The organism is Haloferax denitrificans ATCC 35960, from assembly GCF_000337795.1.
GTDB classification, from domain to species: Archaea; Halobacteriota; Halobacteria; order Halobacteriales; family Haloferacaceae; genus Haloferax; species Haloferax denitrificans.
The window spans coordinates 1-12,881 of the sequence record NZ_AOLP01000019.1 but is presented as its reverse complement, the minus strand read 5'-3'; the positions used below and the strand labels follow the sequence as shown (position 1 = coordinate 12,881).

The window sequence follows — 12,881 nt, the reverse complement described above, 5'->3', positions numbered from 1 at the left end:
CGAGATGGCAGGGGAACAGAGCGCGTCGATGCAGGCGGTGCAGGTCCGGGACTTCATCAGCGACATCATCGAGTCGTACGAGCAGATGCCGATGGAGCTGTCGCGCTACCTGCTCGCGGTGCTCGGCCCCGCCATCGTGTTCTTCCTCCTCTCTCTGGCCGGGGCTATCGCGCTTCCGTTCCCCCTCCTCGTCCGCATCCCCGTGTTCCTCCTCGGCGTGTTGCTCTTGGGCGGGGCCGTCCTCTATCCGCGGCTCCTCGTCGAGCAGACCCGCCGCAGTCTCGAGAACCAGCTCCACCTCCTCATCACGCACATGACCGTGCTCTCGACGACGAACATCGACCGCGTCGCCGTGTTCCGCACGCTCGCGCGCGAGGAGGAATACGGCGAGTTGGCGACCGAGATGAACCGCATCGTCCAACTGGTCGACGCGTGGAACCAGTCGCTCGACGACGCCTGTCAGCGGCGGGCGCGGGAGGTGCCGTCGAAGCCCCTCGCGGACTTCCTCGACAGGCTCGCGTACTCCATCAACGCCGGCCAGAGCATCGACGACTTCCTCCTCGGCGAGCAGAACGCGATGATTCAGAAGTACATCACCGTCTACGAGAGCGCGCTGGGGAACCTGGAGGTCATGAAGGACCTCTACCTCTCGATGATTCTGTCGATGACGTTCGCCATCATCAACGCCATCGTGCTCCCCATCCTGACGGGGACCGACGCGACGATGACCATCGGCGCGGTCATCGTGCTTTTCGTCTTCGTGCAGTTGGGCTTTTACTTCGTCATCCGGACGATGTCGCCGTACGACCCGCTTTGGTTCCACCAGCCCGAGTACCGGACGAAGGCGAACCGGCAGATAGACATCACGCTGTACGGCGCGGTCGGCCTCTCTATCACGATGGTGCTCGTGCTCGCGTTGGGCACGTTCGACCTGACCCCCGTCGGCGCGACGGTCCGGCCAATCATGATTGAACTCCCGATTCCGCTTCTCATCTCGACGCCGCTGACGCCGCTTGCGGTCCCCGGAATCGTCGCGCGTCGCCACGAAAAGCGCATCGGCGAGCGCGACGAGGAGTACCCCGGCTTCATCCGCGCGCTCGGGGCCTCGGAGACGGCGAAACAGAGCACGACCACGGCCGTCCTGAAGACGCTCAAGACCAAGGACTTCGGCGTCCTCTCGCGTGAAATCTCCCGGCTGTACACCCGGCTTCGGATGCGGCTCGACCCCGACCGTTCGTGGTTCTTCTTCACCGCGGAGACGAACTCGTACCTCGTCCAGAAGTTCTCCGAGATGTACAACGTCGGCCGGTCGATGGGTGGCAAGCCGAAGCTCCTCGGCGAACTCATCAGCCGCAACATGAACGAGATTATCAAGCTCCGTCGCCAGCGAAAGCAGTCGACCGTCACGCTCATCGGCGTCCTCTACGGCATCACGGCCTCCGCGTCGTTCGCCTTCTTCATCGGGCTGGAAGTCGTCGAGATTCTCGCGTCGTTTTCGACGCAGATGAACCTCGACAGCCTCCAGTTCGGGACGCTCATCTACGCCGGCGTCTACGACGTGCCCTTCATCGAGTACATGCTGACGCTCATCATCCTGTTTAACGCCCTGCTGTCGTCGCTCATGATTCGGATGGTCGACGGCGGGCACAAGGCGAACGCCTACCTCCATTTCGTGATGCTCGTCTGGGTGGGCTCGCTGATGGCGGTCGCCACCTCGTCGCTCGCAGGAGCGCTGATTAGTGTATGACTGACGACGGACCACAGAGACAGACCCGAGATACGATGCCAGACACAGGAGGCGAACAGACCGCACAGGAGGCCCGTTCCCGCGCGCCCGAAGGGGGCGACGTGGCGAAAAGCGACCTCCTGCAGGCGTACCGCCGGAAGAAGTCCGAACCGTCGGACGAACGCGAGGAACAAGAGCGGGAGCGCTCGAAGAAGCAGACGGAAAAACGGACCAGCGACGGCGAGTCCATCGTCGTCGACTTCGTCGCCAACTTCGTCGCCGGCGGCAACGCCTCGTTCGAACCCGTCAAGGGCCGCGTCCTGATGAGCCAGCGACGGCTCATCCTCGCCACGTCGAAGGCGAAGACCGTCATCCCCATCACCTCCATCTTCGACATCGCCGTCGGGCAGGTCCCCCCGGAGGTCGAGGAGTTCTTCGACTACACGGTGATGGTGGGCTACATCATCGGCCGCCAGCGCCGGACGACCGTCATCGGCGGCGACCGCGAGACCATCGAGAAGTTCTCGCTGTTGCTGTTCCGCGCGGCGCTCAACGGCTCGCGCGCGCAGGTCACCCACCCGGCCCGCATCGGCGGGCGCGTCCTCGACACGGAGCGCCGCCCTTCGGGCCTGCATCTCGACTACGAGGCCGTCACGTTCCCCGACGACGACGGCCCGCTCACCGAGAACGGCGAGCCGTTCCACATCGACCTCGCGAGCGTCATCTTCTTCGAGGTGCTCGAACGGACCGTCGACGGCGAAACGCGACTGGTGCTTTCGGTCCAGCACGTCAAACAGGGCCAGACGGTCACCTCCGAGATAACGCTCGACTCCCGGCGGAAGATGAACATCCTCGGGCGCTACCTCCGACTCGTCTACCACTGGATAAAGTCGGGCGTCCGCGACGTCGAGGTCACAGAACAGGGCCTCGAAGTCCTCGTCGGACTGTACTCCGCAGGCGAGATGGCCGCAGAGGTCGACTTCAGCGAACTGCTCGGCGTCGACGAGGCGGTCCTCGACGCGGAACTGGAGAAGCTCCACGATGAGGAACTCATCGGCGACGACGAGCTTCCGACCTCGCTGACGCCGCAGGGTCGGTTCGTCGTCAACGAGGAAATCGAAGACGTGAACGTCTGAAACCGTTTTTCTGTCGGAATCAGTGCCGTCCGGTGGTTGCGAAGAACTATCAGCCGCGCAACTGATTCTGTCACCATGCGGACGCGGACTTCGTCGCTCGTCGGGCTGGGACTCGGAAGTGCAGTCAGCTATTTCTTCGGCTTCCGACACGGCCACGCGTTGGTCGGCGTCGCCCTCCTTCTCACGTACACAATCGTGAGTTTCGGAGTCGCCGCGTTCCCCGCGTACCGCTGGCGGTGGTCCGGGCCGAACGACCACTTCTGGTACACGATAGTCGGCGTCTTGAGCGCCCTCGTACCTATCTTCGCGGCGTACGGGCTATCCCACGAACCCGGCGGGCGCGTGCGGGGCATCGTTCTCTTGGCCGGGGTCTGGTTGGGTGGCGTCTACGCCGGAGTCGCGCTCGACCGGGCCTCGCGGCGCGCCACCGACGACTGACGAGCGCGACGCGTCGCTCTCCGTCGGTGACTGCGCCGCGAAAATCCGAGTGTCGGTTACTGCTCGTTGATGGCGTCCGAGGCGATACTGCGGCCGCGAGCGTTGAGTTGCACCTCGTGGCGCACGCGAATCTCCTCGACGACGTTGTGGTCGATGAGTCGCTGAAAGAGCTCTTCGACCTCGTCCACGTCGAGGCCGAGGAAGTTCGGGATGTCGAACGGCGAGACGCCGGAGTACAGTGCCGTGAGGACCTGTTTGTCCGTCTCGCTCAGGTCGATAGAGGTCTCGGAAAGCTCCTCGCCCTCCCTGAGGAGCGTGTAGAGGAAACTGATGGCGCGGTCGGAGCCGGAGATGTACGTCTGGAGGCTCGTCCCCTCGTCGTCGGAGTGTTCGACCTCGATGACGCTTCGGTGTTCGTCGACGATGGTCCGCTCGCCCGTCTTCACGTCGCCGATGTCGTCGAGGCGGATTTCGACGAACTTGCCGCCGACGGTCGCCATACTCACGGCCTCCGTCTCGACTTTGAGCCGGGATTTCTCCCACTCGGTGTTCTGGACGACGCCGCCGGCGACGGCGGGGTGTCGCGCGAGGAACTGCTCGGTGTTGAGGAGCGCGCCGAAGAAGTCCGTCTCGAACTCGTCGTAGTCGACGGGCGCGAGCAGGACGACGCCCGACGGGATGTGGACGCTGAAGTAGTCGGAGACGGTGGCGATGCGCTGGTTCACGTCGTACCGCCCGCCGAACTCCTGTATCTTCGAGAGCTGAATCGTCCGCTTGCCGCCGGTGCCGGCGAGGATGAGCCGCCTGTTCGAAAGCAGGATGCGGCCGCTCGTCCAGTCCACGTCGTGCATCTCCCGGCCGTTCTTGACGACCTGGAGGAACCGCCCGCGGGTGTCTCCGAGCTTTTGCTCACCGGGCTTCATCGCTCACCTCCCGACCGCGGTGTCGCTCGCGCGGTAGATGCGGAGTCGTTTCTCGACGGGGTCGAACTGCTGTCGACACGTCGGCGGGATGGTTTCGGTCATGCCGATGGTGAGGTAGCCGTCCGGCTTCAGCGCGGAGCCGAGCGTCTCGAAGACGGCCCGTTTCGACTCGGCGTTGATGTAGATGAACAGGTTCCGGCAGACGACGAGGTCGAACGTCCCCGGCGGCTCCTGGCGGATGAGGTCTCGCCGCTCGAAGCTGACCATGTCGGTGACGGCGTCTTTCACCCGGAAGGTGTCGTCTTCGCGGTCGACAAAGCGCTCCCAGCGCCCGATGGGTTCGAGCTGTTCGGCCACGTCGTTGGTCTCAGACGCGCGGTACTCGCCCGCTCTGGCGGCGCGAAGAATCTCGCGTTTGATGTCCGTGCCGACGATTTCGATGCGGCGCTCGTCGACGCGGTCGTCGTCGTGGGCGAGCATGGCGAGCGAGTAGGCCTCGCGGCCGTCGGAGCAGGCGGCGCTCCACACCTTGATGGGGTCGTGGCGGCTCCCCCGCGAACTCAGGTCGCGGAGCACCTCGCGGAGCGCCTCCCACACCTCGGGGTTCCGGAAGAAGCTCGTCACGTTGACCGAAAGCGCGTCCAAAAGCGCCTGCTGTTCTTCCTCGTCGTCGGTGAGGAGGTCGTGGTACGTGCCGTAGTCGTCGACGCGCCGCCGCCGCATCCGGGCGGAGATTCGGCGGTCGAGATAGGCGTCGTTGTACGAGCTCGTCTGGAACCGCAGGGCGTCTTCGATGTAGTCCAAGAGCCGGCCGAACGCCGGGTCGTCGGTCGCAGACGACGGCATCAGTCGGCCGCCTCCTCGGCGGTGTCCGGGAGTTGGCTCGGGTCGAACTCGCGCATCGCCTGCTCGCTTTCGGCCGGGAGCGCGAGCGTCGACACGTCCAGAATCGGGATGACGTTCCCGTCGCCGATGACGGCCGTTCCCGACAGCCCGCCGACGCCCGAAAGCGGCCCCTGCAGGGGCGTCACGACGACTTCCTCCTGTTTCGTCACGCCGTCGCAGTGGAGCGCGACCTGCCTGTCGTCGGGGCGGATGCGGACCACCATGCCGTCGTCGGGCTCGGGCGAGTCGATTTCGAGCGCCTCGCGGAGCCGAATCAGGGGGAAGATGGTCTCTTCGTGGACGATGACCTCCGCGCCGTTGACCGTCTGGACGCGGTCGCGGCGGCTTATCTCGTCGATGTACTTGATGGGGACGCCGAACTCGCGGTCTTCGACCTGGACGAAAAGCACCTTGATGATGGCGACCGACACCGGAAGCCGGATGTTGAACGTGCTTCCCTCGCCGGGTTCGCTGTCGACCGACACCGAGCCGTCGAGCGACTCGACGGTCGTCTTCACCACGTCCATGCCGACGCCGCGGCCGGACACGTCCGTGATTTCGTCGTTGGTCGAGAAGCCGGGGTGGAAGATGTAGTCGTACACCTCGCTGTCGGGCATCTGGTCCAGTTCCTCGCGGGTCGCCACGCCCTTGTCGACCGCCTTGTCGCGGACGGCGTCGGCGTCGATACCGCTCCCGTCGTCCTCGACGGTCACGATGACGGTGTCGTGTTGGCGGCGCGCGGAGAGCCTGATGGTCCCCGTGCGGGACTTGCCGTTCGCCTCGCGCACGTCGGGTTCCTCGATGCCGTGGTCGACGGCGTTGCGGAGGACGTGCATCAGCGGGTCGGAAATCTCGTCGAGGATGGTGCGGTCGAGTTCGATGTCCGCGCCCTCGACTTTGAACGAGACGCGCTTGTCCTGCTCGCGGGCGAGGTCACGCACGAGCCGGGGGAACTTGTCGAACACCTTCTTCAGCGGGATGAGCCGCATGTCCATCACGGTGTTCTGGAGGTTCGACGATATCTTGTCCAGCTCGTCGAGCGTGTCGAGCGCGGTCGTCTGCCCCACGTCGATGGCGTTTCTGAGCTTGATGCGGCTCGTCACCAACTGCTCGACGAGCTCGTGGAGTTCGTCGAGCTGGTCGACGTCCACGCGGACGGACTTGACCGCCGAGATGGAACGAGCCTCTTTTTTGTTCTCCTCGTCGGCGTCCGACGGCGACTCGTCGTCCGCCGTCGCTTCCTCGTCGCTTTCGCTTTCGGGCGACTCGGAGTCGGGCGACGCGGTTTCGTCGGCGTCGCCTTCGGCCCCGTCGTCGCTCTCGGAAGCGTCGTCGTCGGCGTCCACGTCGCCAACGTCTGTGCCGTCAGCGTCGGCCGCCGGGGCGGACTCGTCGCCGCCGGCGAGCGCGTCGGACACGTCGGTCGTCTCGACCGTCGAAACCTTCCAGAGGCCGTCGAGTTCGCTCTCGACGACCGCGGCGTCGCGCTCGGCGACGAACAGGTCGAAGCCGTCGCCGAACTCGCCGTCCTCGATGGCGTCGCGGCTCGGGTTCGCCCCGACCACGTCGAGGTCCTCGGGGATGCTACTGAGGAAGATGCCGGCGTCGACGCCCTTCATCTGGCCCGCGTCGAGTTCGACGTGGGCGTGGGTGAGCGTGGTCGCGTCGAGGGCGTCGGCGTCGACGCAGTCGGCGGCGAGCGTGTCGAGGTCGACCGACTCGCGGTCGGCCTCGTCAGACGCCGCCGTGTTCGAGTTTCCCGCGTCACCGCCGTCCTCGACGGCCGCGCGAATCTCCTCGACCGTGTCGGTCGGGTCGATGGTGGACTCGCCGTTCTCCTCGATGTCGTGGAGAATTTCCACGATGAGGTCCATCCCGTCGAAGACGAGGTCCATCCGCTCGGCCGTCACGTCGAGTCGCTCGTGGCGAATCTCGTCGAGGAGGTCCTCGACGGCGTGGGCGACCGTCGCGGCGTTGTCGAAGCCCATCGCGCCGAAGTTGCCCTTCAGCGTGTGGGCCTGCCGGAAGATGTCGTCGATTGCCTCGGTGTCGTCCGGGTTCGACTCCAAAGACAGAAGCGAGTTGTTCAACTGCGTGATGCTCTCTTCGCTCTCGGTGATGAATGCTTGGTAGAGTTCTTCGTCCATGGTCAGGTAGTGAGCCCGCTGAGTGCTTCGTCTGCGATTCGCTCGTCGGCGGAGACGGTGTCGACACAGCCGGCCTCGATGGCCCGCTTCGGCATCCCGAAGATTGCGGACGTCTCCTCGTCCTGTGCGACCGTGTGGCCGCCCGCCCGCTTGATTCGGGTCATCCCCTCGACGCCGTCGCGGCCCATCCCCGTCAGCAGGACGCCGGCCAGCGGCGCGTCGACCGCCTCCGCGGCCGACGCCATCGTGAGGTCGATGGCCGGTTTGACGCCGTGGAGCGGCTCGTCGTCGGAGAGTTCGAGCCGGAGGCGTCCGGCGCGGTCGCCGGTCACGAGCAGGTGGGAGCCGCCCGGCGCGATTCGAATCTGACCGGGGCCGATTCGCTCGCCGTCTTCGGCCTCGCGGACCTCGTAGTCACAGCGGCCGTCGAGCCGCGCCGCGAAGCGCTTCGTGAACCCGGCCGGCATGTGCTGGACGACGAGCACGCGGAGCCCGGCCTCCTCGGGGAGCGCCGCGAGCAACCGCTCGACGACGTTCGGTCCGCCCGTGGACGCGCCGATGATCAGCGTCGAACCCTCGGTCGGAAGCGACTCGGCGGACGCCGCGGTCGAGGTCGTCGACCCCGCGGTCGCCGCCGGCTTCTGTTCTGTCTTCGGCGGGCGGGACCTCCGGCGCGTCGCCGAGAGGTCGACCGCCGCGGCGGACTGAATCTTCTCGACCAGTTCCCGCTTGACGCGGGGCATCTCCGAGGTGACTTCGCCGCCCGGTTTCGTCACGAAGTCGACCGCGCCGCGGTCGAGCGCTTCGAACGTCACGTCGGCGTCCTCCTCGGCGTGCGCCGAGAGCATGAGGACGGGCGTCGGACACTCCTCCATGATGGCCTCGACCGCGTCGAGGCCGTTCATCTCGGGCATCTCGATGTCCATCGTCACCACGTCCGGTCGGTTCGCCTCGACCACCGATACCGCCTCGCGGCCGTCTGCCGCCTCGGCGACGACCTCGACGTCGGCGTCTTCGAGGAGCGTGCGAATCAGCGTCCGCATGAACCGCGAGTCGTCGACGACGACCGCCCGCGTCGAGTCCGCGCCGGCGGCCGAACTCATCGCCCCCACCTCCCGGTGTGGGAACGACGGGCGCGACGGGTCGCCGAGAGGGCCCCCCATCGAGGGGTCGGTGGATTGTTTCGTGTGCCGTTTCGTAGACCGCTCATCTACCCCGAGGTTCGGAAATCGGGTATATAAACACTCGGCGAGGATAATCACGGCTGATAATCGGGTACGTACCTTTATACGCTGAATCTGACCACTCTGAAGCAATCAGGTGGCGGCGTCTGTCGCCGCCGGGGTTGACCATGCGACAAGATGCAATCACGACCGAGATGAGCGCGGACGAGACCGACGCGGAGGACTCCGCCGAAGAAGTACAGGTGCTGGAATTCCAACTCGGCCCGGAGACGTACTGCGTCGACATCGAGTACGTGAGCGAAATCGTCGACAAGGGCCAGCTCACGGCGGTGCCGAACGCGCCGGACTACGTCGAGGGCGTGATGGACCTCCGCGGCCGGACCACGTCCATCATCAACCCGAAGTCGCTTCTCAACATCGACGCCGAGGGCGAGTCCAAGCGCATCGTCATCTTCGACCCCAACAAGTTCGAAGACGAGGCGGCGACCGGCTGGCTCGTCGACGAGGTGTATCAGGTCGTGCGCGTCTCGATGGACGACGTGGAGGACCCGCCGCTCGAAAAGGACGACTCCATCGAGGGCGTCATCAAACGCGACGGCGACCTCGTCGTCTGGATTTCGCCGGTGCACGCCATCGAGTAAGGCGGTTCGACGACCGGCCCCGCTTTCGTTTTCGAGACCCTAGTCGGCGAGCGACTGCTCTCCCGCCGCGACGCCCCGACCGCCGGTGAGCAACACGACGACGAGCGCACAACCCACGACGACCCCCGCAAGCCCGAACGCCGCGACGTAGCCGGCGGCGTCGGCGACGAAGCCGCCGAGCGCCGAGCCGACTCCGCCGCCGAGGCTCGAAAGCGCCGTGTACGCGCCGAGGGCCTCCCCGCGAATCCGGTCGGGCGCGAGCCGCGTCACCATCCCCGTCGCCGTCACCGCGATGATAGCCCACGTGACGCCGATGACGAGGAACGTCGCGCCGAGGGTGACGAGCGCGGCGAGCGCGGCGAACTGTGTGCCGACCACGGCGACAGCCGGGAAGGCGAATCCGCGGGTCGCCAACGCGCCGACCTGCAGGCGACGGGGGTCGTGTCGCGCCGCGAACGCGCCGACCTTCGCGTAGCTCACCGCCGACCCGAGACTCGAAAGCACGAACAGGGCGAACACCTCGTCGGCGGTCCGCCCGGAGCCGACGAGGTACGCCGGGAGCGGCCCGAAGAAGACCGAGAAGCCGACGAAAAACAGCGTCGCGGCCGCGAGGTACCGGAGGAGCTCGGGGCTCATCCGCTTCCGGAAGTCGTCGAGGTCGAAGCTGTGGAGCGCCCAGTAGAGCCGCGAGGGGCCGTACGGGACCGCGCGGACCGAGCGCCCGACGAGACCGCTCCGCCGGCGGATGCCCGCCGAGACGCGGGCGAACCGCCGCGCCGACACCGTCGAGCGCTCGGGGTACCAGACGCGGACGAGAACGGCCCCGAGGGCGGCGGCGACCGCGGCGGCGACGAGGAACCGCCGTTGCACGGCGAGCGCGTCGAGGCCGAACAGCCGCGGGGCCAGCGCCGACCAGACCGCGCCGACGACGAGGCCGCCGAGCCAGCCGTAGCCCTGATAGTGGTTGAGGACGCCGAACCGGCGGTTCCAGTCCTTCGAGGGGACGCCCTCGACGACGATGAGGTTCAACACCGGCGCGGCCGCCGCGACGACGAACCACAGGAGGGCGTTGGCGACGAGGACCGCGGCCGGCGACGACACGGCGGCGGTGAGAGCGAGCGCGCCCGCGGTCGCCGCGAGCGCGACGAGGATGAACGGCCGTCTGCGCTTCGCGCGGGCCGCCAGTCGGCCCCAGAGCACCGCGCCCGGCGCGCCGGCGAAGGCGGCGGTCGCGGCGATGAGGCCGACGAACAGCGCGTTCGCACCCAGTTCGATGGCGTACAGCGGGACGACGAGCGACGACGCGCCCACCGCGGCGTAGCCCAGCGCCCAGCCGAACAGCCATCGGTCGCGGTTCCTCGCCTCCGAACGCCCGTGTCGGTCGGTCACACGTCACGAATGAGACCGGTGAAACAAAGTCGTTGCTCCCCGAAGGCGCGCGAAAAGCAGGACATATATAGTCTGAACAAAATCCTCGGACAACCATGCTCGGGAGCGAACCACCACATACGGGGGGACGGTCGTGACGGACGACTCCTCTCCCTCCTCGTTCGTGCAGTACGGTATCGACGACAAACCACCCCTTCCGACCGCGCTCCTTCTCGGCGCCCAACACTACCTCACCATGGTGGGCGCGAACATCGCCGTCCCCCTCATCCTCGCCGGAGCTCTCGGCATGCCCGCCGACGTGGTTCCCCGGTTCGTCGGGACGTTCTTCGTCGTCTCCGGCATCGCGACGCTGATGCAGACGACGTTCGGGAACCGCTACCCCATCGTGCAGGGCGCGCCCTTCTCGATGCTCGCGCCGGCGCTCGCCGTCGTCGGCGTGGCGACGGCGGCCGACCAGTCGGGGGTCGCGTGGCAGAGCGCGCTGTTACAACTGCAGGGCGCGATTATCGTCGCGGCCGTCGTCGAGGTGTTCGTCGGCTACTTCGGCCTGCTCGGACGCCTCCGGAAGTTCATCTCGCCGGTCGTCATCGCGCCGACCATCGCGCTCATCGGGCTGTCGCTTTTCAACGCCCCGCAGGTCGCGTCCGCCACGAACAACTGGTGGCTCCTCGGCCTGACGCTCGCGCTCATCGTCCTGTTCTCGCAGTACCTCGACACCGCCCATCCGGCGTTCAAGCTGTTCCCGGTGTTGCTCGGCGTCATCGTCTCGTACCTCGTCGCCGCCGGCCTCTCGGTCGCGGGCGTCATCGCCCCCGGCGCGGCGGGCTACGTGAACCTTCAGACGGTCATCGAGGCCCCGGCGCTCATGCCCATCTACCCCCTGCAGTGGGGCTTCGCGGGCGGCGCGGGGACGACGGCCGTTTCGCTCCCCGTCGTGGGCTCGGTCGCCTTCGGCATCCCGCAGTTCACGACCTCCTTCATCATCGGGATGCTCGCCGGCGTCGCGGCCTCGATGGTCGAATCGTTCGGCGACTACCACGCCGTCGCCCGGCTCTCGGGCGTCGGCGCGCCCTCCGAGCGCCGCATCAACCACGGCATCGGCATGGAGGGCCTGATGAACGTCTTCTCGGCCGTCATGGGCGGGAGCGGCTCGACCTCCTACTCCGAGAACATCGGCGCAATCGGCCTCACGGGCGTGGCCTCCCGCTACGTCGTCCAAATCGGTGCCGCCGTGATGCTCGTCATGGGCTTCGTCGGCTACTTCGGCCAGCTCATCGCGACGATTCCCGACCCAATCGTCGGCGGCCTCTACGTCGCCATGTTCGGCCAAATCGTCGCCGTCGGCCTCTCGAACCTGAAGTACGTCGACCTCGACTCCTCCCGGAACGTGTTCATCGTCGGCGTCGCCATGTTCGCCGGCCTCGCCGTCCCCGCCTACATGGGGAACGTCGGGAGCGCGGCGGCGTTCCGCGAGGGGATGCGGCAGGTCGCGCTCGTCGGCCCCGTCCTCGGGACGCAACTCGTCGCCGACACGGTGTTCGTCATCGGCTCGACCGGCATGGCCGTCGGCGGCCTCATCGCCTTCTTCTTCGACAACACCATCGCGGGCACCCGCGCCGAGCGCGGCCTCGAAGAGTGGGAAGACACCGTCGAAGACGACAGCGACTTCGAGTCGGCGCTTGACCGCTTCCGCGGCGACGAGTCGGCGACGGCCGACTGAGCCGACCGACGCGCAGACTTTTTCGGGTCGCCTAAAAATCGATGCGTTTTTCTATAGTTAGGCGCGCCTAAAACCATGAACTACAGCAGACGGCGTCTCTTGCAGACGACGGGACTCGCGGTCGCGACCGCCGGACTCGCGGGCTGTAACGGCCAATCGAGCGATGATTCGACCACCGCCGCCGGGACCGATTCGGAGACGGAGACCGCGGACGGAACGACCACCGAGGACGCCGAGTCGTCGGTGAGCGTCGACGCCACCGTCGCCGTCGCGGCCGAGTGGAACGCGATGCGCGCTCGGCTCTACGACACCGTCGCGCTGGCCGCCGCGGGGCGACTGGGCACGGCCGCCCGCGTCACCGGCGACGCGTTCGCCCGGTTCGAACAGTCGTCGGGCGAGTGGGGCGCACACGAGCAGTTGGAGGCGACGAACGAACAGAACTACGAGACGTTCGAATCGCACCTCGGCGGCGCGCGAGAGGCGTACGCCGCCGGCGACGCCGAGCGCGGTGCGGACCTCGCGGTGCAGGCGGCCGACAACCTGCTGGCGGCCCAGCGCGGCCGCGTCGACGCCGCCGTGGTCGACGCGCTGGGCGTCCTGCTGTTCGGCGCTCGCGCCCGCGACGCCGGTCTGCTCGCCGCGGCCGGCGAGGTCGACGCCGCGGCAGAACTGGCGAACGCGGTGTACGAGGG

The 12,881-nt window shown here is 67.1% G+C and carries 11 protein-coding genes; 6 read left to right on the top strand and 5 right to left on the bottom strand.

Going from position 1 to position 12,881, the window contains the following annotated elements:
• The first annotated feature begins 4 nt into the window (after positions 1–4).
• From flaJ to C438_RS16285, 3 genes are all read left to right on the top strand, one after another.
• A complete protein-coding gene (flaJ, locus tag C438_RS16295; RefSeq protein WP_004970798.1) occupies positions 5–1,747 on the top strand; it encodes an archaellar assembly protein FlaJ in 1,743 nt (580 codons plus the stop codon).
• A gap of 101 nt (positions 1,748–1,848) precedes the next feature.
• Positions 1,849–2,862 (top strand): CheF family chemotaxis protein, encoded by a 1,014-nt coding sequence (locus tag C438_RS16290; RefSeq protein ID WP_004970796.1) that lies wholly within the window; start codon positions 1,849–1,851, stop codon positions 2,860–2,862.
• A 75-nt stretch (positions 2,863–2,937) separates the two neighbouring features.
• Positions 2,938–3,300 carry a hypothetical protein gene (locus tag C438_RS16285; protein WP_004970795.1) on the top strand — a complete coding sequence of 121 codons (363 nt, stop codon included), beginning with the start codon at positions 2,938–2,940 and terminating at the stop codon, positions 3,298–3,300.
• Positions 3,301–3,356: 56 nt separating this feature from the next.
• Here the strand turns inward: C438_RS16285 and C438_RS16280 are convergent, their stop codons facing one another.
• The 4 genes from C438_RS16280 to C438_RS16265 are packed head-to-tail and all read right to left on the bottom strand — an operon-like array spanning position 3,357 to position 8,358.
• A complete protein-coding gene (locus tag C438_RS16280; protein WP_004970794.1) occupies positions 3,357–4,223 on the bottom strand; it encodes a CheF family chemotaxis protein in 867 nt (288 codons plus the stop codon).
• Positions 4,224–4,226: 3 nt separating this feature from the next.
• Positions 4,227–5,069, bottom strand: coding sequence for a CheR family methyltransferase (locus C438_RS16275; RefSeq protein WP_004970793.1), 843 nt, complete (start codon positions 5,067–5,069; stop codon positions 4,227–4,229).
• Positions 5,069–7,255 (bottom strand): chemotaxis protein CheA, encoded by a 2,187-nt coding sequence (locus C438_RS16270; protein ID WP_004970792.1) that lies wholly within the window; start codon positions 7,253–7,255, stop codon positions 5,069–5,071. Before C438_RS16270 ends, C438_RS16275 begins: the two co-directional genes overlap by 1 nt.
• A gap of 2 nt (positions 7,256–7,257) precedes the next feature.
• Positions 7,258–8,358 carry a protein-glutamate methylesterase/protein-glutamine glutaminase gene (locus tag C438_RS16265; RefSeq protein WP_193363633.1) on the bottom strand — a complete coding sequence of 367 codons (1,101 nt, stop codon included), beginning with the start codon at positions 8,356–8,358 and terminating at the stop codon, positions 7,258–7,260.
• A 248-nt stretch (positions 8,359–8,606) separates the two neighbouring features.
• Between C438_RS16265 and C438_RS16260 the strand changes: the two genes are divergently transcribed.
• Positions 8,607–9,080: a chemotaxis protein CheW gene (locus tag C438_RS16260; RefSeq protein WP_049918177.1), complete on the top strand. Its 474-nt coding sequence runs from the start codon at positions 8,607–8,609 to the stop codon at positions 9,078–9,080.
• A 39-nt stretch (positions 9,081–9,119) separates the two neighbouring features.
• Here the strand turns inward: C438_RS16260 and C438_RS16255 are convergent, their stop codons facing one another.
• Positions 9,120–10,469, bottom strand: coding sequence for an MFS transporter (locus C438_RS16255; protein ID WP_004970789.1), 1,350 nt, complete (start codon positions 10,467–10,469; stop codon positions 9,120–9,122).
• Positions 10,470–10,602: 133 nt separating this feature from the next.
• Here C438_RS16255 and C438_RS16250 point away from each other — a divergent pair, with 133 nt between their 5' ends.
• Together C438_RS16250 and C438_RS16245 are read left to right on the top strand one after the other, a co-directional pair.
• Positions 10,603–12,189 carry a uracil-xanthine permease family protein gene (locus tag C438_RS16250; protein WP_049918175.1) on the top strand — a complete coding sequence of 529 codons (1,587 nt, stop codon included), beginning with the start codon at positions 10,603–10,605 and terminating at the stop codon, positions 12,187–12,189.
• A gap of 75 nt (positions 12,190–12,264) precedes the next feature.
• Positions 12,265–12,881, top strand: a 617-nt coding sequence (locus C438_RS16245) for a DUF5059 domain-containing protein (RefSeq protein ID WP_152421779.1), incomplete at its 3' end; no start/stop codon positions are given.